30 protein-coding genes and 1 other RNA gene are annotated in these 24,903 nt (G+C 69.5%); 15 read left to right on the plus strand and 16 right to left on the minus strand.

Features of this window, described 5'->3' with window-relative positions; genetic code table 11:
- The first annotated feature begins 69 nt into the window (after positions 1-69).
- Genes J2Y58_RS05840 through J2Y58_RS05860 form a run of 5 tightly spaced genes read left to right on the plus strand, consistent with a single transcriptional unit; the run spans position 70 to position 5,123 of the window.
- Complete coding sequence (locus tag J2Y58_RS05840; protein ID WP_310100051.1) at positions 70-1,425, plus strand: methyl-accepting chemotaxis protein; 1,356 nt, start codon at positions 70-72, stop codon at positions 1,423-1,425.
- Complete coding sequence (locus tag J2Y58_RS05845; protein WP_310100054.1) at positions 1,422-2,792, plus strand: methyl-accepting chemotaxis protein; 1,371 nt, start codon at positions 1,422-1,424, stop codon at positions 2,790-2,792. Before J2Y58_RS05840 ends, J2Y58_RS05845 begins: the two co-directional genes overlap by 4 nt.
- A gap of 28 nt (positions 2,793-2,820) precedes the next feature.
- Positions 2,821-3,519, plus strand: a complete 699-nt coding sequence (locus tag J2Y58_RS05850; protein ID WP_310100056.1) for an SDR family oxidoreductase — start codon at positions 2,821-2,823, stop codon at positions 3,517-3,519.
- Entirely contained in the window at positions 3,509-4,453 is a 945-nt protein-coding gene (locus tag J2Y58_RS05855; RefSeq protein ID WP_310100059.1) for a 50S ribosomal protein L11 methyltransferase, read from the plus strand. The genes J2Y58_RS05850 and J2Y58_RS05855 overlap by 11 nt, the downstream gene beginning before the upstream one ends.
- Before the next feature lie 13 nt (positions 4,454-4,466).
- Entirely contained in the window at positions 4,467-5,123 is a 657-nt protein-coding gene (locus J2Y58_RS05860) for a TIGR02117 family protein (RefSeq protein WP_310100061.1), read from the plus strand.
- 9 nt (positions 5,124-5,132) lie between these two features.
- Here the strand turns inward: J2Y58_RS05860 and J2Y58_RS05865 are convergent, their stop codons facing one another.
- Both J2Y58_RS05865 and J2Y58_RS05870 read right to left on the minus strand, forming a co-directional pair.
- Positions 5,133-5,489, minus strand: a complete 357-nt coding sequence (locus J2Y58_RS05865; RefSeq protein WP_310100063.1) for a hypothetical protein — start codon at positions 5,487-5,489, stop codon at positions 5,133-5,135.
- 58 nt (positions 5,490-5,547) lie between these two features.
- Entirely contained in the window at positions 5,548-5,925 is a 378-nt protein-coding gene (locus tag J2Y58_RS05870) for a hypothetical protein (protein ID WP_310100065.1), read from the minus strand.
- 111 nt (positions 5,926-6,036) lie between these two features.
- Here J2Y58_RS05870 and J2Y58_RS05875 point away from each other — a divergent pair, with 111 nt between their 5' ends.
- The gene (locus J2Y58_RS05875; RefSeq protein WP_310100070.1) at positions 6,037-6,939 is read left to right on the plus strand and encodes a pirin family protein; all 903 of its coding nucleotides are present in this window, start codon (positions 6,037-6,039) and stop codon (positions 6,937-6,939) included.
- Here the strand turns inward: J2Y58_RS05875 and J2Y58_RS05880 are convergent.
- Positions 6,926-7,105, minus strand: coding sequence for a DUF4169 family protein (locus J2Y58_RS05880; protein WP_310100071.1), 180 nt, complete (start codon positions 7,103-7,105; stop codon positions 6,926-6,928). The genes J2Y58_RS05875 and J2Y58_RS05880 overlap by 14 nt on opposite strands.
- 2 nt (positions 7,106-7,107) lie before the next feature.
- Positions 7,108-7,563, minus strand: coding sequence for a transcription antitermination factor NusB (gene nusB / locus J2Y58_RS05885; protein WP_310100072.1), 456 nt, complete (start codon positions 7,561-7,563; stop codon positions 7,108-7,110).
- A 134-nt stretch (positions 7,564-7,697) separates the two neighbouring features.
- Here nusB and J2Y58_RS05890 point away from each other — a divergent pair, with 134 nt between their 5' ends.
- On the plus strand, positions 7,698-8,213 hold the full coding sequence (locus J2Y58_RS05890) for a ferritin-like domain-containing protein (protein ID WP_310100073.1): 516 nt from the start codon (positions 7,698-7,700) through the stop codon (positions 8,211-8,213).
- A 45-nt stretch (positions 8,214-8,258) separates the two neighbouring features.
- On the opposite strand, the gene J2Y58_RS05895 is transcribed toward J2Y58_RS05890, so the two are convergent.
- A complete protein-coding gene (locus J2Y58_RS05895; RefSeq protein WP_310100074.1) occupies positions 8,259-9,053 on the minus strand; it encodes an aldo/keto reductase in 795 nt (264 codons plus the stop codon).
- Between the two features lie 79 nt (positions 9,054-9,132).
- Between J2Y58_RS05895 and J2Y58_RS05900 the strand changes: the two genes are divergently transcribed.
- On the plus strand, positions 9,133-9,765 hold the full coding sequence (locus J2Y58_RS05900) for a DedA family protein (protein WP_310100081.1): 633 nt from the start codon (positions 9,133-9,135) through the stop codon (positions 9,763-9,765).
- Between the two features lie 212 nt (positions 9,766-9,977).
- A complete protein-coding gene (locus J2Y58_RS05905) occupies positions 9,978-10,829 on the plus strand; it encodes a DUF4394 domain-containing protein (protein WP_310100083.1) in 852 nt (283 codons plus the stop codon).
- Between the two features lie 40 nt (positions 10,830-10,869).
- Here the strand turns inward: J2Y58_RS05905 and J2Y58_RS05910 are convergent, their stop codons facing one another.
- The 9 genes from J2Y58_RS05910 to J2Y58_RS05950 form a co-directional block, all read right to left on the minus strand.
- On the minus strand, positions 10,870-11,325 hold the full coding sequence (locus J2Y58_RS05910) for a hypothetical protein (protein WP_310100100.1): 456 nt from the start codon (positions 11,323-11,325) through the stop codon (positions 10,870-10,872).
- An 8-nt stretch (positions 11,326-11,333) separates the two neighbouring features.
- Entirely contained in the window at positions 11,334-11,867 is a 534-nt protein-coding gene (locus J2Y58_RS05915) for a demethoxyubiquinone hydroxylase family protein (RefSeq protein WP_310100102.1), read from the minus strand.
- Complete coding sequence (locus J2Y58_RS05920; RefSeq protein WP_310100104.1) at positions 11,864-12,349, minus strand: disulfide bond formation protein B; 486 nt, start codon at positions 12,347-12,349, stop codon at positions 11,864-11,866. Before J2Y58_RS05920 ends, J2Y58_RS05915 begins: the two co-directional genes overlap by 4 nt.
- Positions 12,350-12,362: 13 nt before the next feature.
- Positions 12,363-13,733, minus strand: coding sequence for a S41 family peptidase (locus J2Y58_RS05925; protein ID WP_310100106.1), 1,371 nt, complete (start codon positions 13,731-13,733; stop codon positions 12,363-12,365).
- Positions 13,734-13,839: 106 nt separating this feature from the next.
- Positions 13,840-14,919 carry a peptidoglycan DD-metalloendopeptidase family protein gene (locus tag J2Y58_RS05930; RefSeq protein WP_310100108.1) on the minus strand — a complete coding sequence of 360 codons (1,080 nt, stop codon included), beginning with the start codon at positions 14,917-14,919 and terminating at the stop codon, positions 13,840-13,842.
- Positions 14,919-15,341 carry a 23S rRNA (pseudouridine(1915)-N(3))-methyltransferase RlmH gene (locus tag J2Y58_RS05935; protein ID WP_310100109.1) on the minus strand — a complete coding sequence of 141 codons (423 nt, stop codon included), beginning with the start codon at positions 15,339-15,341 and terminating at the stop codon, positions 14,919-14,921. Before J2Y58_RS05935 ends, J2Y58_RS05930 begins: the two co-directional genes overlap by 1 nt.
- A 27-nt stretch (positions 15,342-15,368) precedes the next feature.
- Positions 15,369-15,761, minus strand: coding sequence for a ribosome silencing factor (rsfS, locus tag J2Y58_RS05940; RefSeq protein WP_310100111.1), 393 nt, complete (start codon positions 15,759-15,761; stop codon positions 15,369-15,371).
- A gap of 2 nt (positions 15,762-15,763) precedes the next feature.
- Complete coding sequence (locus tag J2Y58_RS05945) at positions 15,764-16,411, minus strand: nicotinate-nucleotide adenylyltransferase (RefSeq protein WP_310100113.1); 648 nt, start codon at positions 16,409-16,411, stop codon at positions 15,764-15,766.
- Positions 16,408-17,670 (minus strand): glutamate-5-semialdehyde dehydrogenase, encoded by a 1,263-nt coding sequence (locus J2Y58_RS05950; RefSeq protein ID WP_310100115.1) that lies wholly within the window; start codon positions 17,668-17,670, stop codon positions 16,408-16,410. The genes J2Y58_RS05945 and J2Y58_RS05950 overlap by 4 nt, the downstream gene beginning before the upstream one ends.
- A gap of 137 nt (positions 17,671-17,807) precedes the next feature.
- On the opposite strand from J2Y58_RS05950, the gene msrB reads away from it, so the two are divergent.
- Complete coding sequence (gene msrB / locus J2Y58_RS05955) at positions 17,808-18,305, plus strand: peptide-methionine (R)-S-oxide reductase MsrB (RefSeq protein ID WP_310100118.1); 498 nt, start codon at positions 17,808-17,810, stop codon at positions 18,303-18,305.
- Between the two features lie 27 nt (positions 18,306-18,332).
- Here msrB and J2Y58_RS05960 read toward each other — a convergent pair whose 3' ends face one another.
- The gene (locus tag J2Y58_RS05960) at positions 18,333-18,881 is read right to left on the minus strand and encodes a CHAP domain-containing protein (protein ID WP_310100119.1); all 549 of its coding nucleotides are present in this window, start codon (positions 18,879-18,881) and stop codon (positions 18,333-18,335) included.
- Positions 18,882-19,240: 359 nt separating this feature from the next.
- Here J2Y58_RS05960 and J2Y58_RS05965 point away from each other — a divergent pair, with 359 nt between their 5' ends.
- From J2Y58_RS05965 to J2Y58_RS05975, 3 genes are read left to right on the plus strand one after another with little or no spacing between them, the layout of a single operon-like run.
- Complete coding sequence (locus J2Y58_RS05965; RefSeq protein ID WP_310100121.1) at positions 19,241-20,386, plus strand: acyl-CoA dehydrogenase family protein; 1,146 nt, start codon at positions 19,241-19,243, stop codon at positions 20,384-20,386.
- 16 nt (positions 20,387-20,402) lie between these two features.
- Complete coding sequence (locus J2Y58_RS05970) at positions 20,403-21,191, plus strand: SDR family oxidoreductase (protein ID WP_310100124.1); 789 nt, start codon at positions 20,403-20,405, stop codon at positions 21,189-21,191.
- Positions 21,192-21,245: 54 nt separating this feature from the next.
- Positions 21,246-21,410, plus strand: a complete 165-nt coding sequence (locus J2Y58_RS05975) for a hypothetical protein (protein WP_310100127.1) — start codon at positions 21,246-21,248, stop codon at positions 21,408-21,410.
- A 289-nt stretch (positions 21,411-21,699) separates the two neighbouring features.
- On the opposite strand, the gene ssrA is transcribed toward J2Y58_RS05975, so the two are convergent.
- Positions 21,700-22,084, minus strand: a transfer-messenger RNA (tmRNA) gene (gene ssrA / locus J2Y58_RS05980).
- Between the two features lie 45 nt (positions 22,085-22,129).
- Between ssrA and J2Y58_RS05985 the strand changes: the two genes are divergently transcribed.
- Together J2Y58_RS05985 and ligA are read left to right on the plus strand one after the other, a co-directional pair.
- Positions 22,130-22,561: an Rrf2 family transcriptional regulator gene (locus J2Y58_RS05985; protein ID WP_310100130.1), complete on the plus strand. Its 432-nt coding sequence runs from the start codon at positions 22,130-22,132 to the stop codon at positions 22,559-22,561.
- A 43-nt stretch (positions 22,562-22,604) separates the two neighbouring features.
- Positions 22,605-24,755 carry an NAD-dependent DNA ligase LigA gene (gene ligA, locus J2Y58_RS05990; RefSeq protein WP_310100133.1) on the plus strand — a complete coding sequence of 717 codons (2,151 nt, stop codon included), beginning with the start codon at positions 22,605-22,607 and terminating at the stop codon, positions 24,753-24,755.
- Positions 24,756-24,903: the final 148 nt, after the last annotated feature.

Genomic DNA, 24,903 nt, shown 5'->3' on the forward strand with positions numbered 1-24,903 from the left:
GCTCCCTAACCGGCTGTTAACGGATGATCGCTACCCAGTCGTCCGTACCCCTTCTCCACGGAGCATGTCTTGCCCAACGATCTGCCGCCGACCGGTTCGGTCGCCGCCACGCTGGACCTCAATGCGCGTTTCGACGTCTTCGATGTAGACGGGGAACTCACCCGCGCGGCGCGCGATGCCTGGGAGACGCTGCGCCCACACGCCCGCCCTATCGCCGCGGCATACTGGGCTCACTGGAAGCGCTGCTTCGGCAGCGCCGCCGAGTATGCGACGCATGAAAACGATCGCATGATCGAACTCGGCATCACGTTCCTCGAGAACCGGTTCCTGCGGACCCGCGAGCGCGCCTGGATCGAAGCCATCGAGCGCTCGGTTGCCAGCGCCTATGTCGCGGGCGTGTCGCCCATGGCGCTGCTGGCGATGATCAGTGCCAGCGACCGCGCCGCGCTCGACGTGCTGATGACCAACCTGCCGGCCGGCGACGCGCGGTTGCCGCAGCAGATCGACACGCTGATGCGTCTGTCGGCGCTCGAAGGCGAGATCACCGTGGCGACCTATGCGGTGTACAGCGCGCATACCGCCCAGGGCGCGCGCGACCGGCTGGCCGCCGACTTCCGGAACGAGATCGCCGCTACCGTGGAGGCGACGACGCACGAGGGTCACGGGCTGCGGACGCAGGCGTCGCTCGCCTCGTCCTCGGCACGCGGCATGCTGGGCAAGACCAGCGAGGTCGCCGCGGCGGCCGAACAATCCGCGGTCGCGATGCGCGACGCCGCATCCACCGCCGCCGGCCTGATCCGCGCGATCGAGGATGCGCGCGCCGAGGTGGAGGTCGCGGCCGACATCGCCACCCGCGCCGCGTCGCAGGCCGGCGACGCTGTGAGCGTGTCGAGCGCGCTCAGCGATCACGCCAAGTCGATCGAGTCGATCCTGGGGCTGATCCGCGACATCGCCGGGCAGACGAACCTCCTGGCGCTCAACGCCACGATCGAGGCGGCGCGCGCCGGCGATGCCGGTCGCGGCTTCGCGGTCGTCGCGCAGGAGGTGAAGAGCCTCGCCAACCAGACCGCGCGGGCCACCGACGACATCGCCGCCAAGATCGCCGCGATCCAGGCGGCCACCCGCGTCACCGTCGATACGTCCGCTTCGATCCGGCAAACCGTTGCCGAGGTGCAGGACTCCGCCACCCGCATCCGCCACGCGATGGAGGCGCAGGCGCAGACCGTGACCGCGATCACCGCCGCCGTCGACGAAACCGCGCTCGCCGCCGACTCGATGTCGCACACCATCGGCACGATCCGGGTCGATACCGAGACGGTCGCCAGCGAGATCGACCGGCTCGGCTCCGGCTTCGATTCGCTCGCTGGCCGGCTAGGCGAGCTCGACACCCGGGCAGGCAGTTTCGCCAGCCGCGTCGCGGCATGACCGCGGCGGGTGGTGCGATGCGGAACCTGATCCACCACGACCTGCGCCCGCTTGAGGAACGCGTCCGCGACTTCGATTGGGACGGCGCGACGGCAGCCGCGTGCCTCGAGATCGCCACCATTCTCGAGAACGCCGGTGGCTATCGACGCGTAGCACAGACCTTCTGGGATCATCTTCTCGCCCTCCCCAGCGTTCCCGATGTCCTGCGGCAACTGAAACCGGCCGAGATCGAGGCGCGGATCCGCGACAGCGCCGAATATTGCAGCCTGCGGTTCACCGATGCCTTTGGCGAGCGCTGGCATGCGATGGTGGTCGCGCAGGTCGACGCGGCGCAGGTGTCGGGGGTGCCGCTGACCCTGCTCCAGTCCGCGCTGTCGCGCGCCTATGGCGAACTGATCACGATCGTCGCCGAGAGCGTCGGAGAAGACACGCCGCGACTGGCGCGACTGTGCAACATCGCTCTGCGCATCGCCCTGCTGGAATCGGATCTGATGGCGGGCCGCCTGGGCCAGATCGGCGTGACGCGCGCGCGCGAACGCCGCGCGCTGCGCGCGGACGCTTTTCGCACGAGCATCTCGGCCGGCATCGACGGCCTTGCCGCACGCGGGGTGCAGGTCCGCAAGCAGGCGCATGCCGCGACCGAGTCGGCGCAGGGTATGCTCGACAAGACCGGCGAGGTGGCGCTGGCCGCCGAGCAGTCGGCGCTGGCGATGCGCGACGCGGCCTCGACCGCCGCCGGGCTGATCCAGGCGATCGTCGCCGTCAGGAACGACATGGATTCGTGGAACGCGACGCTCGGCGCCGTGACCCAGCAGTCGGAGGGCGCGGTGAGTGCGACCGGAACGTTGCGCGATCATGCGACGTCGATCGAGTCGATCCTGGGGCTGATCCGCGACATCGCAGGGCAGACGAACCTCCTGGCGCTCAATGCCACGATCGAGGCTGCCCGTGCGGGCGATGCCGGTCGCGGTTTCGCGGTCGTCGCGCAGGAGGTGAAGAGCCTCGCCAACCAGACCGCGCGGGCCACCGACGACATCGCCGCCCAGATCGCCGCGATCCAGGCCGCCACCCGCGTCACCGTCGACACCTCCGTCGCGATCCGCGGCAGCGTCGCGCTACTGCGCCAGGCCGCGGAGCAGGTGAACCAGGCCATGGCCGGCCAGGCGATGACCGTCACCGCGATCACCGCCGCCGTCGACGAGACCGCGCTGACCGCTGACGCGATGTCGAACACGCTCGCCATGATCCGTAGCGATACGCAAAAGGTCGCCGGGGAGATCGTCGAGCTCGGCGACGCGTTCGAGATGATCGCGGAGCGCTTCACGACGCTGCGCCGCGCCGCCGACGACTTCATCGGCGTGGCGTGACCGGCGCGGCGGCGCTACACCGCCGCGCATGACCAACATCCTCATCACCGGGGCGAGCCGCGGCATCGGCGCTGCGATCGCCGACACGCTGGCCGCCGTCCCCGACGTCGTGGTCGCCGGACAGGGCACCGCCAGCGGGATCGCCGCCGACTTCGCCGATCCCGCCGCCCCCGATGCGCTCTGGGCGGCGGCGCTCGATCGGCTGGGCGGGCGCATCGACGTGCTCGTCAACAACGCCGGCGTGTTCGAGGCCAATCCGCTCGACCGCGACGACGCCGAGTGGCTCTCGGGGTGGGAGCGGACGCAGCGCATCAACCTGACCGCCGCCGCGCAGCTGTCGCGCCACGCCGTCCGCCACTGGCAGGCGACGGGCGGCGGGCGACTGGTCAACGTCGCCAGCCGCGCCGCCTATCGCGGCGACTCGCCCGCGCATTGGCATTATGCCGCCGCCAAGGCGGGGATGGTCGCCATGACCAAGACGATCGCGCGCGGCTATGCCCGCGAGAACATCCTGGCCTTCGCGATCTGCCCCGGCTTCACGATGACCGGCATGGCCGACGACTATCTCGCCAGCCGCGGCGGCGACACGTTGCTCGCCGATATCCCGCTGGGCCGCGTCGCCGATCCCGCCGAGGTCGCGACGCTCGCCCGCTTCTGCGCGCTGGAGGCGCCCGCCTCGATGACCGGCGCGGTCCTCGACATCAACGGAGCCAGCTATGTCCGCTGACATCGACAGCTGGCGGGTCACCCTGCCCTGCACCCGCGCGGAGGCGGAGGCGATCGACGCCGCCGACGACCTGGCGATCGACGCAGTGCTGATGACCACCGAGGAGGTCGAGGACGACCGCGAGCGCTGGCGCCTCGATGCCTATTGCGAGCATGAGCCCGACCCCGCGATGCTCGCCGCGCTGATCGCGCTGGTGCCGAGCGCGGCCGGCGCGGCACCGGTCGTTACCCCGCTGACCGCGCAGGATTGGGTCACGATGAGCCAGGCGGGGCTCGAGCCGATCCGCGAAGGCCGGTTCGTCGTCCACACCAGCGCGCACCCGGTCGATGCGCCGGCGGGCAGCCGCGCCTTCCTGATCGACGCCGGGCAGGCTTTCGGCACCGGCCATCACGCCACCACCTCCGGGTGCCTCGCAATGCTCGACGCGCTCGCCGGTCGCCCCATCGTCAACGTCATCGACCTCGGCACCGGCACCGGGCTGCTCGCCTTCGCCGCCGCACATCTGTGGCCCGAGGCCACCGTCACGGCGACCGATATCGACCCCGCCGCGATCGAGGTCACGCGCGAGAACATGGCGCTCAACAACGTCGACGGTATCGAGCTGATCGTGGCCGACGGCGCGCTGTCGGAGGCGATCCGCGCGGGCGCGCCCTACGACCTGCTGATCGCCAACATCCTCGCCGGCCCGCTGATCTCGATGGCGCCCGAGGTCGCCGCGATCGCCGCACCCGGCGCGTCGATCGTGCTCGCCGGCTTGCTGGAAACGCAGCGCGGCGAGGTGGAGCGCGCCTTCACCACCTGCGGCTGCATCGTCGAGGAAGTCGACCGGCGTGGCGACTGGTCGATCCTCCGGCTGACCGCCGGCGCCGAGCGCTTCGTGCCGACGCGCCCGATCGATCCAAGGGGCCGCGACGGCTGGGCGCTCGACCTGTAGCGTGCGGCAGGCGTTGAGACGGTCAGGGCAGATCGCCGCGCGCCTGCTGGGTGCGCTGGCGCTGCTGGCGTTCGTCTATCTGCTCGCCGGCACGACGCTGTCGACGATCCCGCGCCATCGCGACTGGCGTCCGCCTGCGACCGGCGGCGTGACGATCTGGATCGAGGACAACGGCGTGCATACCGGGATCGTCATGCCGAAGCAGGCGGCGGGGATCGACTGGCGCGGCGACTTCCCGGCGCGCGATCTCGCCGACGCGCGCTACGGCGCACATGGCTATGTCGCGATCGGCTGGGGCGAGCGGCAGTTCTTTCTCGGTACGCCGACGTGGTGGGACATCCGGCCCTCGACGATCCTGCGCGCCGCGATCGGCAGCGACAAGACGCTGCTCCATGTCGAGCATGTCGCGCATCCGTTGCCGAGCGAACACGTCCGCCCGGTCGTGCTCACGCCGGACGAATACCAGCGCCTCGTTGACGTGATCCGCGCAAGCCGCGCCTCGGGTACCACGCTTCCCGGCTATGCCGGCTATGACGCCTTCTACCCGGCGCGCGGTCGCTATGATGCGCTCAACACCTGCAATAGCTGGACCGGTGACCGCCTCGCCGATGCGGGCGTCCGCATCGGCTGGTGGACGCCCTTCTCCGCCTCGGTCATGCAGTGGTTCTGACGAGCCCGCTTAGCCGTTGGCCGCGCCGGTCTGGTTGGCGATCTCGCCGCGCGTCGCCGCCAGCGTCGGTGCCGGACCGGTAGCGGGGCGCAAGCCGTCGCGCTCTGCGGCGGGAACGGGCGCGGTCGGATCCGGGCGGAACGCCTCGGGCGCCCGCGTGGTGCCGGGCGTCGGCGCATCCGCTGCCAGGTCGGGCACCGCATGCTCGGCGTTCCCGACCGGCAACAGGCGGTTAAGCCACCCCATGCCGATCGCCGCGCCCACGCCCGCGATCACCGCCCCGACCGCCGTGGCGGCAACGATGGCGCGGGTGTGACGAACTTCCTTGGCCTTCGTGGCCTGCGTCTTGGATGCTTTCTTGGTCATGCCCGCTCCAACGGCTCCATCCTCGCTCACGTTCCCGACACTCTCAGGCCCGACCGGCTCACGCGCCGACCGGCAGGAACTTTCCCGTTTGCTCGTCCAGCCCACGCGCGGTCAGCACGTCCAGCGCCGCGGTCGCTGCGACGAACGCGATCGCGCCCCAGATCGCGCGGTTCCGCGGGGACCGGCGCGCCGCCATCGCCAGCGCTCCCATGTCCAGAGCGTCGCCCGCCACGCGATTCCAGACGGTTGCCGATGCCGCCGGGGCGGCCAGGATGCCGGCCCCCGACACCAGCTCGCGCACGCCGAAGCCCCGCACCAGTCCGTCATGATCCTCCGCGTCCAGCGCGCGCGCGATCCGCTTGGGCGCGAACAGCTCAGCTGCCCCCAGGGCGAGCGAGAAGACACCCAATCCCAAGCTTAGAGCCTTGTAATTCATGTTGTTTCTCCGATCGGACTCGGTCGGCCCGCCAAACGGACGCCGGCTCGGCGTGGTTCCGTGCGCGCGCGTTCGCTGCTAGGGCGTTCGAGTTTCCGATGGAGTAACCCCATGTCGACCCGCGACGACCTCGTCCTCCAGACGCTCGAGCCCGCCACGCACGATCTCGGCGGCTTCAAGGTCTATCGCACCCTGCCTCATCGCGAGCGCACGATGGTCGGACCGTTCCTGTTCTTCGACCAGATGGGCCCCGCACACCTGCCGCCCGGCGACGGGGTCGACGTCCGCCCGCATCCGCACATCGGGCTGTCGACCGTCACCTATCTGTTCGAAGGTGCGTTCCAGCATCGCGATTCGATCGGCAGCGACATGCGCATCACCCCTGGCGCGGTGAACCTGATGACCGCGGGTGCCGGGATCGTCCATTCGGAGCGTTCCCCCGTCGACGTGCGTGCCGGCGGGCCGCGGCTCGACGGTATCCAGACGTGGCTCGCCTTGCCCGACGGGCAAGAGGATCGCGCGCCCGCCTTCGAGCATGTCGCCGCCGATGCGCTTCCGGTCATCGAAGCGCACGGCGCCACCGCGCGCGTGGTGATGGGATCGTTGTGGGGCGCGAGCGCGCCGGTGACCGCTTATGCCGAAACGATCTACGCTGACATCATGCTGGAACCAGGAGCGGCGGTGCCGATCGACGACAGCGCCGACGAACGCGCGATCTACCTGGCGAGCGGGAATGCGACGCTCGACGGCCTGCCGCTCCAGCCGCAGCGGCTGTACGTGCTGCGCCCCGGCATCGCCGCGACCTTGTCCTCGACGCAGGGTGGCCGCGCGATGCTCGCCGGCGGTGCCGCTTTCTCGACCCCGCGCCACGTATGGTGGAACTTCGTCCACTCCTCGCGCGACGCCATCCGCGAGGCCAAGCGCGCGTGGAAGGCCGGCGAGTTCGCCAGCGTACCCGACGATAGCGAGTGGATCCCGCTGCCGGAGGTGCCCAAGGCGGTCAGCTATCCGTGAGCTTCGCGCCGTCGAGCAGCGCATCGCTGCGCGCCTGCTCGGCGGCATCCGCGGCCTTCTGCGCCTTCGTCCGCCCGAACGCCGCGCGGTTTGCGGCCGCCTGCGTCTCCTTCGCTGCGCGCGCCTTGGCCTTGCGCGCCTGCTTGAAGGAGACGATCTCGCCCATGCCTAGCCGCGCACCTGCTTGCCGATCGCATCGAGCAGGCCGTTGACGAACCCCGCCTCGCGCTTCTGATAGAAGGCGTGCGCCACATCGACATAGGAACTGATCGCCGCCCCCACGGGCACGTCGGCGCGCGCCAGCAATTCGTACGTGCCCGCGCGCAGGATCGCCTTCATCGGCTTGTCGAGCCGCTCCAGCGTCCAGCCGGCGGTCAGCCGCCCCTCGACCAGTTGGTCGATCTCGCCGATCCGCGCGCTGACACCCTTCACCACGTCGTCGAAGAACGCGACGTCGGCCTCGGCATATTCGACATCCTCGATCGTCGCGCCCAGCCGATGCTGGTGGAATTCGTGGAGCAGCACCGGGACGGCGGTGCCCTCCATCTCATGCTGGTAGAGCGCCTGGACGGCGGCTAGGCGCGCGGCGGCGCGGGCCTTGGTACGTGCAGCGGTGCGGGACATAAGCCGCGCGCCATAATCGCTCGGCGGCCATTCGTCACCCCCTCACCGCTACTGATCTCGATCAGGCACTTTCGCGGCAACGCTCGCGCGGGCGCCTCGTTCGGCTGTGGGTACCCCAGCCTAGGAGAACGAAGATGGGCCTGTTCACCAAGGATATCGAGACGCTCGACGACCTGTTCCTGCACCAGTTGCAGGACATCTATTACGCCGAAAACCAGATCACCAAGGCGCTGCCGAAGATGATCGAGAAGGCGACCGCGGTCGAGCTGAAGCAGGGCTTCGAGACGCATCTGCGCGAAACGGAAGGCCAGATCGCCCGGCTCGAGCAGGCGTTCGAGGCGCTCGGCCAGAAGCCGAAGGCGGTCACCTGCCCGGCGATCGACGGCATCATCAAGGAAGCCAACGAGGTCGCCGGGGAAGTGGCCGACAAGTCGGTGCTCGACGCCGCGTTGATCGCCTCGGCGCAGGCGGTCGAGCATTATGAGATCACTCGCTACGGCACGCTGATCGCGTGGGCCAAGCAGCTTGGCCACACGCAGGTCGTCTCGCTGCTCCAGGCGACGCTCGACGAGGAAAAGGCCACCGACGACAAGCTGACGACGATGGCCGAGAGCACCACCAACCGTAAGGCGGAACTCGCATCCGCCTGACACCCCGGCGGCGGCGGGCAACCTCCGCCGCCGTCCCTCGTGGCGTTACAACTCGCGCGGATCGGGCCCCATACGCCCATCCGGATCGTCCATCGCATCGACCGCGGCGATCTGCTCCGGGGACAGCCGCACCTGTTGCGCCTCCCAGTTCGACGTCAGGTGGTCGAGGTCCGCTGCCTTCGGGATCACCGAGTAACCCTTGGCGAGATGCCAGGCGATGATGACCTGCGCCGGCGTCGCGCCCACGTCTTGGGCGATACGCACGACCCGCGCATCCTTGAGCGTCGCCCCCTGCCCCAACGGGCTCCAGCTCTGCGTGACGATGCCGCGCTCGCGATTGGCGGCCACGACCTCGCGCTGCTGAAAGGTCGGATGCAGCTCGATCTGGTTTACTGCCGGAACCACCCCCGTCGCATCGATGATCGCATCGAGATGCTCGGGCAGGAAATTCGACACGCCGATCGACCGCGCCAGCCCGCGCTCGCGCAGCTCGACCAGCGTCCTCCACGCATCGACGAATTTGCCGCCGGCCGGATGCGGCCAGTGGATCAGGTACAGGTCCACGTGATCGCGCCCCAGCAGCGCAAGGCTGGCATCCAGCGCCGCCGCGGCGTCGCCATGCTGATCGTGCCACAACTTGGTCGTCACCCACGCGTCGTCATGCGCGAGACCGTCTCCGACGCCGCGCTCGTTGTGATAAAGCGCTGCGGTGTCGATCAGGCGAAACCCGAGATCAAGCCCGGCGCGCACGACCGCGGCGACCTGCGCATCCGGGATCTGGTAGGTGCCCAGCCCCAGCCGGGGCAGGCGGCGTCCATCATTCAGCGTAAGATCCGTCATTCGCGACGAACCATTGCCACCGGGGGCCGGTTCCTTTTCGCGCTTCCCTTTCGCGGCGCGGTATCGCAAGCGCGCGATCATGGTCGAGAAGATCCTTGCCGCCCTTGCGGGCTTCGCCATCGCCGTCATCTCCGCCGGCGGTTACTGGGGTATCGCGCTCTTGATGGCGATCGAAAGCGCGTGCATCCCGCTGCCGTCTGAAATCATCATGCCGTTCGCCGGCTATCTCGTTTCCACCGGCGAGCTGAACCTGTGGCTGGCGGCGACGGCGGGGGCGCTGGGCTGCAATCTCGGCTCAATCGTCGCCTACGAGATCGGACGGCGCGGCGGCCGGCCGATGGCGGAGAAGTTCGGGCGCTACGTGCTGATCGGGCCAGGCGAGCTCGACCTCGCCGATCGCTTCTTCAACCGCTGGGGTACATGGGCGATCCTGATCGGCCGCATGCTGCCGGTGATCCGCACCTTTATCGCCTTCCCGGCGGGGGTCGCACGGATGAAGCTGATCCCGTTCCACGTCTACACGTTCGTGGGATCATGGCCTTTCTGCCTGTTGCTGGCCTGGGTCGGGATGACGCTGGGCGACAAGTGGAACAGCGACCCGCGACTCAAGGCCTTCTTCCATCGCGCCGACGCGGTCATCGGCGTCGTCCTCGTCGCGGCGATCGCCTTTTACATTTGGCACCGTGTCAAGGGGCTGCGCAAACCGTCCTGAAATGTGCGCCGGGTGAAATCGGCGCGTAAAGACGCACGCAAACTGCCGTGGTTCCAAGAAAAACGCAGACACAAAATGTCACGGCGTGACCATGGTTAATGATCGTTAAGCAGATTGACTAACCCATATTGGTGAAGAATGGTTCGCCTCGAACGAGGCGCAGACACCCCCCGTCTGCGCCCGTCGTTCGGAAAACAGTGGGAGAATAGCCCGTGAAGACGGCATTGATCGCGGCTGCCTTGGCGGCAGCCGTATCCACCGACGCGTCCGCTGCCACCATCTTCGGCGTCGACGAAAACAACCGCCTGGTCACGTTCGACAGCTCGTCGCCGAGCACGTTCCTGTCGACCATCCAGATTACCGGCGCGGCGAGCAGCTTCGAGGCGCTCGACTTCCGCCCGCTCAACGGCGTGCTCTACGGCCTGACCGCAAACCGCGTCGTCCACACGATCAACACCACGACGGGCGTCGCCACCGCCGTCAGCGGCCCGCTCGCCATCGACGGCAACGTCTTCGGCTTCGACTTCAATCCGACCATCGACCGAGTCCGGATCGTCAGCAACACCGACAACAACTATGTCTTCAATCCCAACGACGGTTCGCTGACGACCGCGACCGGGCTTGCCTACGCCGCGGGTGACGCCAACGCCGGCAGCAACCCCGGGGTCAGTGCCGCCGCCTATACCAGCTCCGTATTTGGCGCACCGGGCACCACCACGCAGCTCTACGTCGTCGACACCGACCGCGACGTGCTGGCGCGCCAGAACAACAATGGCGGCGTGCTGAACACGGTCGGTGCGACCGGCGTCGACCTCGGCTCGCGCACCAGCTTCGACATCGCGGGTAACGACGCGTTCGTCTTCAACGCCAACACGCTGTACCGCGCCGACCTCGGCACCGGGCAGCTGACCTCGCTGGGGCAGACCAACCGCGCGCTGTTCGGGATCGCGATCCAGGCGGTGCCGGAGCCCGCGACGTGGGGCATGATGATCCTCGGCTTCGGTGTGGTCGGATATTCGATGCGCCGCCGTCGCGCCGTCGTGCGCATGCCGCAGGCGATCTAAGTTGCCGTGACGGCGCGCCGCGGAGCCGCCGCGCGCGCCGTCACGGAAGGTCCGGCGTGTCCTGCTTGGCAGCGGCACGCCGCTCCTTCTTCCAGCGGGTGGCGTTCTGCGCGATACACCCCGTGGCGCTCGCCGCACCGACGGTCGAGCAGCTCCCGACTCCGACGACGCCGACGTCGCTGTTGGCCTGCACCTTCGCGGCCCAGGTCTCGTTCTCGGGGGTGATCTCGAAGTTGCGCAGTTCCTTCGGGATCCGGAACTGCTCCTCGGCCGGACGCCGCGTGCAGACGACCACCTCGTTGCCGGCATTGTCGGTCGGGCACCGCTCGTTGCCATACAGCACGATCACGCCGTTGACCGGCGCGCTGCGCGACACGCCCTCGGCCGCCGTCGTCCGCGACACGCGCGGCACCCCCGGCGACGGCGGACCGCTCTGCGCCACCGCAGGGACGGCGCTGGACAGCAACAGGAACGTGGCAAGACAACGCAGCGACATGCTTCCTCTCAGATCCGCTTGGCGGTGGCGATCGCGACGCGGCATCCCATGCGGATGACCGCGGACATCAACGGATAGGCGGGCGCGTCCTCGGCGCCGTTGGCCAGCGCGGTGTCGCGATGCTCCAGTTCCTCGGCCTGGAACTCGCGGATCGCCTCCGACAATTCGGGGTCGCTGTCGCCCAAAGCGACGAGCTGCTCCTCGTAATGCTTGTCGATCTCGGTCTCGACCGCGGCGGTGCACGCCATCGCCGCCTCCGGCCCGATCGCGGCGGTCACCGCGCCGAGCGCGAAGCCGGCCACGTCCCAGAACGGCTGGAACAACGTCGGCCGGACCCCACGCTCGACGATCATCCGGTCGAAAAAGGCACGGTGCCGCTCCTCCTGGAGCGCCATTGCGGAGATCTTGCGCGCCATCGGCGAACGCTGCCCCATGATCGCGAGCTGGCCCTCGTAGATGCGTGTCGCACCGAACTCGCCCGCCTGATCGACGCGGATCATGGAATGGGTCGCATTAGGCCGGTCGCCGGGTTTCCAGGTCATCCACGCCTCCTCAATTGCACCGCGATCAGCACCGCGCCGGCCAGCGAGATCAGCGCGTTCCATCCTGCCAGCGACACGCCCGCCAGCGACCATTGCGCCGCGTCGCATCGGACGATGGGGGCCGCGAGCAGGTCCTTCAAGGCCTGGTCGGTCGACAGCCCGGACAGGCTGGTCGTCTGCGTGCAGGCGGTGATTCCCTGCCACCAATGATATTCGACCCCGGCGTGGAAGACCCCGATCAACCCCGAGACGGCGATCAGCGCCGCAGCGCCCGCGACCAACGTCGCCTTGACGCGCGGCCCCCCGGTCACGAACGCCAATCCGGCCAGCACCAGCGCGCCGTAGTGCGGCCAGCGTTGCCAATGGCACATCTCGCACGGATACAATCCGCCGATCAGCTGGAACGCCCACGCCCCACCCAGCAGTATCGCCGGGATCAATAGCGCGAGCAGCCGCGCGTTGCGCAAGCCAAGGCCGATCATGTCGAGGCCCCCATCACTTCGCCGCCGGCGTGGCGGCGGCGGTCGGCTTGACCGTCATCGCCTGCGTCACCGCCGCCACCTGCTGCGCCCCGCCCAGCCGCGCGATGGTCTTCAGCGCATACCACAGCTGGAAGTCCGCAATCCCCTGCTTCTTCAGCACCTCCGGCGAGGTCGCGAACCGCGGATCGTCCTTCACGTCCTCTTCCAGCACCGCATTGTCGGGCGACTTGATCTCGTTGATCAGGTGCCGGCGCAGATCGGCCTCGCGGAAGACCGGACGCGACTTGTAATCGGGGTCGGAAATCTGCGGCACCTTGATATCGGGCTCAATCCCGCCTTCCTGCACGCTGCGCCCGGATGGCGTGAAATAGCGCGCGGTGGTCAGCCGCAAGGCGGTTCGCGGCCCCAGCTGAAGCAGCGTCTGCACCGATCCCTTGCCGAACGTCCGCTCGCCCATCACCAGCGCGCGGTGATGATCCTGAAGCGCACCCGCGACGATCTCGCTGGCCGATGCCGTACCCGAATCGGTCAGCACGATCACCGGCAGGCCGTGCGCATCGTCACCCGGGCGCGCGAAGTAGCGCTCGATATCGTCCTTCTCGCGCCCGCGCTGGCTGACGATCTCGCCGCGGTCGAGGAACGCGTCCGATACCTCGATCGCCTGCGTCAGCAACCCGCCGCCATTCTCGCGCAGGTCGATGACGTAGCCCAGCGGGCGATGACCCAGCGACCGGTCGATCGCCATGATCGCGGCGCGCGTATCGGCGCCGGTCTTCTCGGAAAACGTGTTGATGTTGATGTAGCCGACGTCACCCTTCACTTCCCACTTCACCGGGCGCTGCACGATCACTTCGCGCACCAGCGTGACGACGATCGGCTTCTCGCGACCGGGGCGGATCAGCGTCAGCGTGATCTTGGTGCCCGGACGCCCGCGCATCTGCGCGGTCGCTTCGTCCAGCGTGCCGCCGTAGATCAGCTTGCCGTCGATATGCGTGATGAAGTCGCCCGACTTGATCCCGGCGCGCCCGGCCGGCGTATCCTCTTGCGGCGCGACCACCTTCACCGCGCCGTCCTCCATCGACACGGTCAGGCCCAGCCCGCCGTAGTTGCCCTCGGTCTGAATGCGCAGATTGTCGAAGTCGGAGGCGTCGACATAGCTGCTGTGCGGGTCGAGCGCCGCCAGCATCCCGTCGATCGCACCCTTGATCAGCTGATCGTCGGTGACCTTGTCGACGTAATCGGCCTTTACGCGGTTGTAGACGTCCAGGAACTTGTCGAGCTGGCGATAGGTGGCGGTGTCCGACGCGGCCATCGCCCCGGTGGCGACCGGCACGGTGGCGATGGCGGTGACCAGCGCGACGGCCGGGAGCAGCTTTGACTTCATGGCGGGCGAAACTGTTCCTGCGAATGGACGATCCGGCGGTGTAGCGGAAACGTCGGAGCGATCAAAGCACCCGTGCGGCTGAACCGCGCATGAGCGTCGGGCGCGCTCACCCGAGCAGCGGCGTGATCTCCACCGGCCGTCCGCGCCGCCGCAGCTCAACGGTCACGCGTGCGCCGTCCACCGCGGGGGCGGTGCCCAGCGGCGCGCCCGCCGCCACCATCGCACCCGGGCGCACCGCCACCCTGCCCAGCCCGGTCAGCAACGACGCCCAGCCCGCGCCATGGTCGACGATCACGATCTGGCCGAAGCTGCGGAACGCGCCGGCGTAGCGGATTCGTCCGCCGGCCGGTGCGACCACCGGTGTCGCGGCGGGCACCGCGATCGTCAGACCGCGCGCCCGCACGCCATTGCCGGACATCTCGCCCAGCCCCGTCACCAACCGCCCGCGCACCGGCAGGCGATAGGCCCCCTCTGCGCGACGCGATGCGGGCGGCACGGGCGGGACCGCGAGCGCCATGACATCGGCCAACACCGCCTGTTCGCTACCGATCGCGGTCAGACGCTCGGCGGTATCACGCACCGCCTCCTCCATCGCCAGCGCGCGATCGTCGTCGCCGCCGGTCACCGCCGCCAGCTGCTCACGCGCCTCCACCAGCCGCGCGCGGCCGGCGCGCAGCCGCCGCTCGGCGTCCGCGGCGCTCGCCTGCATGATCCGTCCCCGCGCCACCTCGGCGCGCAGCGCCGCTGACCGTGCGCGCAGCACCGGTAGCGTCGCGGCGAACACAGCGCGCGCATGGACCAGATCCGTGATGCTGCCGGGCTGCGCCAGCGCCACGATCGGCGGTCGCCGCGACAGCGCGGCCAACGTCGCGAGCATCCGCGCGACCGGCGCCTCGTGCACCGCCAGCCGTGTTCTCTGGTCCGCCACCCGTCGCGCCAGCGTGGTCGCGCGTGCGCGCAGGATCGCCATGTCCGCTTCCGCGGCGGCAACGCGCGCCGCGACCGCCGCCTCGCGCAGCTGCGCGCGCCGGGCTGGATCGGCCGCGGCATCGGCACGCGCCTCCAGCGCCTGTGCGCGGCGCTTGGCGACAGCGGCGGTGTACGCCTCCGGAGCGGTCGCCGCGGACGAGGCGGCGCCGCCCGCGGCGAATGCCGCCGCCAGCACCCAGGCCCGCCGGCGCTGCATCAGCCTTCGCGATGATAGGGGTGGTTGGCCAGGATGCTGGTCGCGCGAAACAATTGCTCGGCCAGCATGGCCCGCGCCAGCAGGTGCGGCCAGGTCGCGCGCCCGAACGACAGCAGCATGTCCGCCTCCGCGCGCTCGGCATCGCCGAACCCGTCCGCCGCGCCGATCAGGAACCGCGCCTCGCGCGCGCCGTCGTCGCGCCATCGCCCCAGCCGCTCGGCGAACGCCGTCGAGCCGAGGACCTCGCCTTTCTCGTCGAGCAGGATGCGCCGCCCGTGCGCCGGCCGGTCGGGCTCGCGCCCGCCGCGATCGGGCAGCTCGCTGACGCGGGTCGGCCACGCGATCCGCTTCAGATAACGGTCGACCAGCTCGGCCTCGGGCGACCGCCCGATTCGCCCGCGCGCGACGATATGCAGCAGCATCGCAGCGTCAGCGCGAGGCGGACGGTCTCAATTCGGCGCGCCGGGGGCCGCGGGCGCGTCGCCGAACGACCACATCCGCTCGAGGTTGTAGAAGCTGCGCACTTCCGGGCGGAACAGGTGGACGATCACGTCGCCCCCGTCGATCAGCACCCAGTCCGCGCTCGGCAGCCCTTCGATCCGCGCCGGACGGCCGGTTTCACCCTTGATCCGCTCGGCCAGCTTGGCGGCCATCGACGCCACCTGCCGGGTCGATCGGCCGCTGGCGATCACCATGTAATCGGCGATCGACGATTTGCCGGCGAGCGGGATCGAGATCGTGTCCACCGCCTGATCGTCGTCCAGCGATTGCAGGACCAGACGATGCAGCGTCTCGACATCCGAGGAATCGGTCGAGCGGCGGGCGGGTTCGGTGGCGGGCAAGGTTACTCCTGAGGTTGCCGCAACGGCGCGGCGGGTGTCGAGGACGATGATATCGGGTCGGCGTAGCGAACATGCCAGTCGGGATCGGCGGCGCGCAACTGCGTCGCGGATGTCCGGTCGGGGCGGAAACGCAGCAGCACCAGGGCTGGCACACTCCACTCGGCCCAGTTCGTCGCCTGGCGCGCGGGCCGCCGAAAGCGCCGCAGCCAACCCATCGCGGGAGCCGCGAGAGCCTGCGTATCATAGCCCGGCCGGGTCAGCACCGCAATCGGCATCGTGCGCGCGATCGTCCGCCACGCCCGCCACGCATGAAATTGCACCAGATTGTCGGCGCCCATGATCCAGATGAAGCGGTGGCGCGGGTAGCGCCGCACGACCGTGCGCAGCGTGTCGACGGTGTAGCGGCTGTGCAGCCGCGCCTCCAGATCGGTCGCGCGGATCGGCGCGCGACGCGCCATCGTTTGTGCGGAGGCGAGCCGCGCCGCCAGCGGCGCCATGCCCGCGCGCGGCTTCAGCGGGTTGCCCGGCGACACCAGCCACCACGCCTCGTCCAGATCCAGCAGCCGGATCGCCTCCAGCGTGACATGGCGGTGGCCGCGGTGCGCCGGGTTGAACGACCCGCCCATCAGCCCGATGCGGCGCCCCCTCAACCGCGGACCTGACCGGTGCCGCGCCCCAGCCACTTGTAGGTGGTCAGCCCCTCCAGCGCTACCGGCCCGCGGGCGTGCAGCCGCCCGGTCGCGATCCCGATCTCCGCGCCCAGCCCGAACTCGCCGCCGTCGGCGAATTGCGTCGAGGCGTTCCACAGCACGATCGCCGAGTCGACCTCGCGCAGGAAGCGCTCCGCGACGCCGGCATCCTCCGCCACGATCGCATCGGTATGGTGCGACGCATGCGCCGCGATATGCGCGAGCGCCCCGTCCATGCCGTCGACGATCGCCACCGATGCGATCGCGTCGAGATATTCCGTGTCCCAATCCGCCGCCTGCGCCGCCGCGATCCCGCCGCCCAGCGCCTGCGCCGCCGCATCGCCGCGGACCTCGCACCCGCTGTCCGCCAGCGCCGCGATCAGCGCGGCGGCATGCGGCCAGTCGCGATCGATCAGCAGCGTCTCCATCGCGCCGCACACGCCGGTGCGCCGCATCTTGGCATCGACCACGACGCGCATCGCCATCTCGGCGGTCGCGGACGCATGGACGAAGACGTGGTTCACGCCATCGAGGTGCGCCAGCACCGGCACCCGCGCATCATTCTGCACCCGCTCGACCAGGCTGCGCCCGCCGCGCGGAATGATGAGGTCGATCTGCCCCGCCGCGGTCAGCATCGCGCCCACCGCGGCGCGGTCGGTCGTCGGCACCAGCTGCACCGCCTCGGCCGGCAATGCGCCCTCGGTCAGCCCGCGTACGAAGGCGGCGTGCAGCGCGCGATTGCTTTCCACCGCCTCCGACCCGCCGCGCAGGATCACCGCATTGCCCGAGCGCACGCACAGCGCCGCCGCATCGACGGTCACGTTCGGCCGGCTTTCGTAGATGATGCCGATCACCCCGATCGGCACGCGCACCCGGCTCAGCACCAATCCGTTGGGGCGCGTCGTGCGATCGATCTCCTGCCCCACCGGGTCGGGCAGCCCGGCGACCGCCTCGACCGCCGTGGCCACCGCCGCCAGCCGCGCGTCATCCAGCCGCAACCGATCGAGCATCGCCTCCGACAGGCCGCTCCCGCGACCGCGCTCCATGTCGAGCGCATTGGCGGCAAGGATCTCGCCGGCTGCCGCCCGCAGCGACGCCGCCGCCCGGCGCAACGCCGTCGCTTTCGCCGCATCGCTCGCGCGCGCCATGGCGCGGGCGCCGGCCCGCGCGCGGTCGGCCAGTTCGGCGATCAGCGCCGTGGAAGGATCGTGAAGCGACATGCCGTCGCCCCTAGCATGAAGGACCGCCTCTGTCCTGCGCCGAACGCTCCCCGTTTCGGCGTGCCGACCGGTTCGCGCAACGGTATCGTCGCGGTCCACCCATCGCAAACGGCGCGGAAACGCCCCATATAACCCGCATGAGCAATACGACGTTCGATCGCCGCCGATTTCTGACCGCCGCCGGCGGCGGGCTCCTCGCCAGCACCCTGCTGGCGTGCGGCACGCGCCCTGCCGATGCCGCCGAACATTTCGCGGTGACGAAGACCGATCCGCAATGGCGCGCTCAGCTCGGAGCGGCGGCGTTCGACGTCCTGCGCCGCGAGGGTACCGAGCGCCCCTACAGCAGCCCGCTCAACGGCGAGCATCGCGCCGGCACCTTCGCCTGCAAGGGCTGCGCACAGCCGCTGTTCTCGTCGAGGACCAAGTTCGAGAGCGGCACCGGCTGGCCCAGCTTCTACGCACCCCTGCCGCGCGCGGTCGCGATGCGACAGGATTCCACGCTCGGCATGGTGCGCACCGAGGTGCATTGCAGCCGCTGCGGCGGTCATCTCGGCCATGTCTTCGACGACGGCCCGCGCCCGACCGGCAAGCGCTATTGCATGAACGGCGTGGCGATGATCTTTCGCCCGGTATAGACGGACGCCCGCCCCTCGGCACGTCGATCAGTAAGCGGCCGGGACCGCTGCATCGACCGGCACCACCGCCGACGTGGCGATCGTCAGCGGCGCCAGCGTGGTGGCGGGCTCGACCGTCGGCGCCTTGCCCGCATAGATGAAGCCCGACAGCGGGTAGCTGCTCGTGCCCAGCCCGCCGATCCCGGCGAACCACACCCGCACTTCGCTCCAGTCGCCCGCCGCCGACACGTCGACCGCGCGCACGTCGCGCTCGATGCCGCCGCGGTGCGACCAATTGGCGTGGGTCAGCAGCACTTCGCGATCGCCGACGATCCGGCTCACCATCGCGACATGCCCGACCGGCATCGCGCGCGTCGCCTTGAACGCCATCACCGCGCCGACCTGCGGCGTGGCGCCGCGCTCGTAACGGCCCTGCGCCTGCCCCCACCACGTATTGGCATTGCCGCGGATCTCGATCCCCGACACCTCACGCGCAAAGGGCGCGCATTGCAGGTAGCGCGCCTGTGCGGGGGCGCTGGTCATCAGGACGCACGAAACCACCAGCGCAAAACGCGCTGCCAACACCTTGACGTTCACGGAGGACCCCCCGGTCAACAACAGGACTGATGACGGTCGGCTACCCAGAAAGTTTTGAAAGACCAAACACCGCGGGAACCTTTTCGGATGAACCGAACATGACTGGCGACGAACGGAAGCGCGCCGTCGAAACCACGTCAGCAAGCCTGTCCCGGAGTCTTACTGCTTCCTTAAATTACGGCCGAATCGAGGCGGTCCGGTCACATCGGCAGAGCACCGCCACACCGTTCGGCAATCCAGTATGTATCAAGTACGTCGGCGGTGGCCGCCGTTCGAATATCGGGTACAGCTTTCCTGCTTGTAGCAAGCGCCGCCGCCTCCTACACCGCCCTCAATCCGCAACGGGAAGCAGGAGTGCGATGTCGCTGGATCCGGATACGTTCGAGGCGCTGCTGGACACCGTCCGTCGCTTCGTCGCCGAGCGGCTTCGCCCGCTCGAAGCTCAGGTCGAGGCCGACGACGCGGTGCCCGACGCCATCATCGCCGAGATGCGCGACCTGGGGCTGTTCGGCCTGTCGATCGCGCCCGACTATGGCGGGCTCGGCTTGACGATGGCAGAGGAGGCGCGCGTCGCGATCGAACTCGGTCGCACGACCCCTGCCTTCCGCTCCGCGTTCGGCACCAATGTCGGCATCGGCAGCCAGGGACTGGTAATCGCCGGCAACGCCGAGCAGAAGGACGCATGGCTGCCGCGGATCGCGAGCGGCGAGATCATCACCAGCTTCGCACTGACCGAGCCCGATGCCGGCAGCGATTCGGGCAGCGTCACCACCCGCGCCGTGCGGGACGGCGACGTTTACCGCCTGTCGGGCACCAAGCGCTACATCACCAATGCCGACCGCGCCGACCTGTTCACCGTCATGGCGCGCACCGGCGAGGAGCGCGGCGGACGCGGCGTCTCCGCCTTCCTCGTCCCGCGCAATCTCCCCGGCGTGTCGGTCGGCACGCCGGAAAAGAAGATGGGGCAGAAGGGCGCGAAGGTCGCCGACGTCGTGTTCGACGATGTCGCGGTCCCCGTCGCCAACCGGCTCGGTGAGGAAGGCGAAGGCTTTCGCATCGCGATGCGCGTGCTCGATCGCGGGCGGCTCCACATCGCCGCGGTCTGCGTCGGCGTCGCGGAGCGGCTGATCGTCGACGCCGTCGCCTTTGCCGCCGACCGCCGGCAGTTCGGCAAGCCGATCGCCGAGCACCAGCTGATCCAGGCGATGATCGCCGATTCGAAGACCGAGGCGCTCGCCGCCCGCGCGCTGGTGCTCGACACCGCCGCGCGCAAGGATGCCGGCGACGACGTGATCCTGGAGAGCGCCGCGGCGAAATACTTCGCCAGCGAGATGGTCGGCCGCGTCGCCGATCGCGCGGTGCAGATCCTCGGCGGTGCCGGCTATATTGCCGACTATGGGGTCGAGCGGCTGTACCGCGACGTGCGATTGTTCCGCATCTACGAAGGCACCAGCCAGATCCAGCAACTCATCATCGCCCGCGAGACGCTGAAGCGCGGCGGCTAACCGGAGAGAACGCCTTATGGACACGTCCAACCTGTTCCGCCTCGACGGCCGCGTCGCGCTGGTCACCGGCGGCAGTCGCGGGATCGGCCGGATGATCGCCGCCGGCTTCGTCGCGCAGGGCGCGCGCGTCTATGTCTCCAGCCGCAAGGCGGAGGCGTGCGAGGAAACCGCCGCCGCGCTCGGACCCGGTTGCATCGCCCTGCCGCGGGACATCGCCACCGTCGACGGTTGCCGCGCGCTGGCGGCGGCACTGGCCGAGCGCGAGGAGCGGCTCGACATCCTCGTGAACAACGCCGGTGCCGCGTGGGGCGTCGCGTTCGAGGAGTTTCCGGAAGCAGGCTGGGACAAGGTCATGGACCTGAACGTCAAGTCGCCGTTCTTCCTCACCCAGGCGCTGCATGGGCTGTTGAAAGCCGGCGCCGCGCATCAACGGCCTGCCAAGGTCATCAACATCACGTCGATCGACGGCCTGCGCCTCAACCCGTGGGAGACGTACAGCTATCACGCCTCCAAGTCCGCGCTGATCTATCTGACCAAGCGGCTGGCCGCGCGGCTGATCCGCGACGGCATCAACGTCACCTCGATCGCACCGGGCGCGTTCGCCAGCGAGATGAACCGCGCCGCGCGCGACCATGGCGATGCGGTTGCCAGGGCGATCCCCGCCCGCCGCATCGGCGTGGACGAGGACATGGCCGGTACCGCCATCTACCTGGCGAGCCGTGCGGGCGATTATGTGGTCGGCGAGACGATCGCGGTCGACGGCGGGTTGGTCAACGCCGCGCTCGGCGGCAGCATCGACGGCTGATCGCGCGGGAACAGGGTCCGGGCGCGACCCGTTGGTCGGCGGAGGAGAACTGCGATGTCCGACGACGCGATCCGCCCGACCACCGAGACGAAGCGCCCGAACCTGTCGACCGAGCACCAACGCGACGGCGACGCCCGCCGTCCGTCGGACCAGCTCGACAAGGGGCAACCGAACGAGGAAACGATCCCGCGCAAGTCGTCGCTGCTCGGCGACGACTGACGCGCGAGGGCGCGCGACGGGGTCGCATCAACCGACCGTCGTTCGCTGGATCACGAAATGAGACGGCCGGATCGACAAGTCGTGAGCGCTCGTGATCTTGCCCACGCATTATCGAGCCGTACGTGCCCGTCTCCGTTCGTGCTGAGCTTGTCGAAACACGTGCATCCGCCGCGCGCCTGCTCGATCAACAGCCGCCTCGCCGCCCGCGCCTGAAGACGTAACGGATCACCGGCAGCCGCGGTAATGGGCTGCGCTATCCCGGCTGACCGACCGCGCCGCCAAAGAAGAAAGTGGGGAGCTTCTGTTGCCCGGTGCTCCCCGAACCGCTGGAATCCCCTTCTGTTGCCCGGTGGGGTCCGACCGCGCTATTTTGGTGTAACGTCAGGCCGTTAGGCCATCAGTTACGCCGCAATCGCGAGTGCTTCGTTATCGTTGGCACTTGTGTAATGGGCCGTTGCGGTGGTCCCATTCCGAGCGAAAACAGCGCCTTTCAACACACGTCGATCCTGGTTCGGCCCCGTCAGAAACGGTGTCCAGAACACCACCACTTATGGTGGAGCCGCCGGGTACTGCCCCCGGGTCCGCTGCGTCTATTCTACGCCGCAGTTTATCGCCATAGCCGGGTAGAACCCGACCCGCGCCATATAGGGCACGGATCGCGCGAGGGAAAGGGCCACGCGGCCATTTGCGCGCCACAATATCCCTGTATATAGTCGGCTATGCTTACCCAGCGGTCCCGTTACGCCCTGCGTTCGATGCTGTTCCTGGCCGCCGCGCCCGCCGGATCGCCGCCGATCCCGATGACGCGCATCGCCGCCGAGGCGAACGTGCCGCGCAAGTTCCTCGAGCTGATCCTCGCCGACCTGCGCGACGCCGGGCTGCTCCACAGCTACCGGGGCAAGATGGGCGGCTACGTCCTCTCCCGCCCCGCACATCTCATCTCGCTCGGCGAAGTGATTCGCGTTATCGAAGGGCCGCTCGCGCTCGTCCCCTGCGTCAGCCGCACCGCCTATCGACCGTGCAAGGATTGCAAGAGCGAGGCCGACTGCGCGATCCGGCTGGCGATGATGCGCGTCCGTGACGAAACCGCGCGCATCCTCGACGGCACCAGCCTGGCCGACGCGACTGCCGAAAGCCTCGCCGCCGCCTGACGGTCTGGACGGTCGCGCGGCGACTATCTAACCCGGCGGCATGATGCCCGCTTCCCCGATCGACGCGCCGCTGCCCGACACCGAGACCGACGCCGCTGCCGAACTGGAGCGGCTCGCCCGCGAGATCGCGCATCACAACCGCCGCTACCACACCGACGACGCGCCCGAGATCAGCGACGCGGACTATGACGCATTGGTCCGCCGCAACGCCGCGATCGAACACGCCTTTCCCGCGCTGATCCGCGACGATTCGCCCAGCCGCCTCGTCGGCGCCGCCCCCGCCGCGCATCTCGCCAAGGTCGCGCACGCGCGCCCGATGATGAGCCTCGACAACGCCTTCTCCGACGAAGAGGTCGCCGAGTTCGTCGCGCGCGTCCGCCGCTTCCTCCGCCTCGACGCCGACGAACCGGTCGCCCTTACCGCGGAGCCCAAGATCGACGGCCTGTCCTGCTCGCTCCGCTACGAGGGGCGCCGGCTCGTCCAGGCGCTGACCCGCGGCGACGGCGCGGTCGGCGAGGACGTCACTGCGAACGTGCGTACGATCGACGACATCCCCGCCACGCTCCCCGATGCCGCTCCCGACGTCTTCGAGGTTCGGGGCGAGGTCTATATGGAGAAAGCCGCGTTCGCCGCGCTCAACCGCCGTCTCGCGGATGAGGCCGCCGCGTCGGGCAAGGACGCGCGCCAGTTCGCCAACCCGCGCAACGCCGCGGCGGGCTCGCTCCGTCAGAAGGATGCCGCGGTCACCCGCACCCGTCCCCTGCGCTTTCTGGCGCACGGCTGGGGCGAGGCCAGTGCGCTGCCCGGCGATACCCAGTCCGCGATCGTCGCCACGTTGCGCGACTGGGGCTTCCCCGTTGCGGACGCCTTCGCCCGCTGCGACGACGCCGCCGGCGCGCTCGCCACCTATCGCGCGATCGAGGCGCAGCGCGCCGACCTGCCCTTCGACATTGACGGCGTCGTCTACAAGCTCGACCGGCTCGACTGGCAGCAACGGCTCGGCAGCGTCGGGCGCGCCCCGCGCTGGGCGATCGCGCACAAATTCCCCGCCGAGCAGGCGCAAACCACGCTGGAGCGGATCGATATCCAGGTCGGCCGCACCGGCAAGCTCACCCCCGTGGCGCGCCTCACCCCGGTCACCGTCGGCGGCGTCGTCGTCACCAACGCCACGCTCCACAACCGCGACGAGATCGCGCGGCTCGACGCGCGCGAGGGCGACCGTGTGGTGCTGCAACGCGCCGGCGACGTCATCCCGCAAATCGTCGCGGTGCTGCCGCGCGACCACGGCCGCCCCGCCTTCGCCTTCCCCGACCATTGCCCGGTCTGCGGGAGCGAAGCGGTCGCCGAGGAAGGTGAGGTCGACGTTCGCTGCACCGGCGGCCTCGTCTGCCCCGCGCAGCGGCTGGAGCGGCTCAAGCATTTCGTCAGCCGCGGCGCGCTCGACATCGACGGGCTCGGCGAGAAGACGCTCGCCGAGTTCATCGCGCTCGGCTGGATCACCGAACCCGCCGACATCTTCCGCCTCGCCGCGCACCGCGACGCGTTGGTCGGGCGCGAAGGTTGGCAGGCCAAATCCGTCGACGCCTTGCTCACCGCGATCGACGCGCACCGCATGCCGGATGCCGCACGGCTGCTGTTCGGCCTGGGCATCCGCCACATCGGCATCGTCACCGCGCGCGACCTCCTGAAGAGGTACGTCACCTTGCCCGCGCTCGCCGAGAAGGCCGACGAGGTCATCGCCCTGCGCGAGGCCACGCCCCCGGTGCTCGGCGAGACGCCCGAGCGCCACCGCACCCGCCTCGACAAGGCGATCGCCGAACTGATCGGGGTCGAAAACGTCGGTGCCGCGGTCGGCCATGCGCTCGCCGACTTCTTCCACGAACCGCACAATCGCGCGGTCTGGCACGACCTGCTGACCGAGGTCGCGCCCCCGCCCTTCGTCGTCGAGACCCAGGCGTCCGAGGTTTCCGGCAAGACCGTCGTCTTCACCGGCAAGCTGGAGACACTCAGCCGCGACGAGGCCAAGGCGCAGGCCGAAAAGCTCGGCGCGCATGTCGCGGGCTCGGTCTCGAAGAAGACCGACCTGCTCGTCGCGGGCCCCGGCGCCGGTTCGAAGGCGACGAAGGCGGCCGAACTCGGCATCACCGTCATCGACGAAGCCGCGTGGAACGCGATCATCGCCGCGGCGGGCTGACGCGACACGGCGGAGGGCTCGGAACTGAAGCGCGGCGATCGGGCGCTCTTTCCTTCCCTTCCGTTCGAGAGCCGACACTCGCATCTCGAAGCCCCGTCCTCGTCATCCCCGCGAAGGCGGGGATCCAGAACCTCTGACCTCGCGGCTC

The organism is Sphingomonas sp. BE138 (genome assembly GCF_031456125.1).
Lineage (GTDB): Bacteria > Pseudomonadota > Alphaproteobacteria > Sphingomonadales > Sphingomonadaceae > Sphingomonas.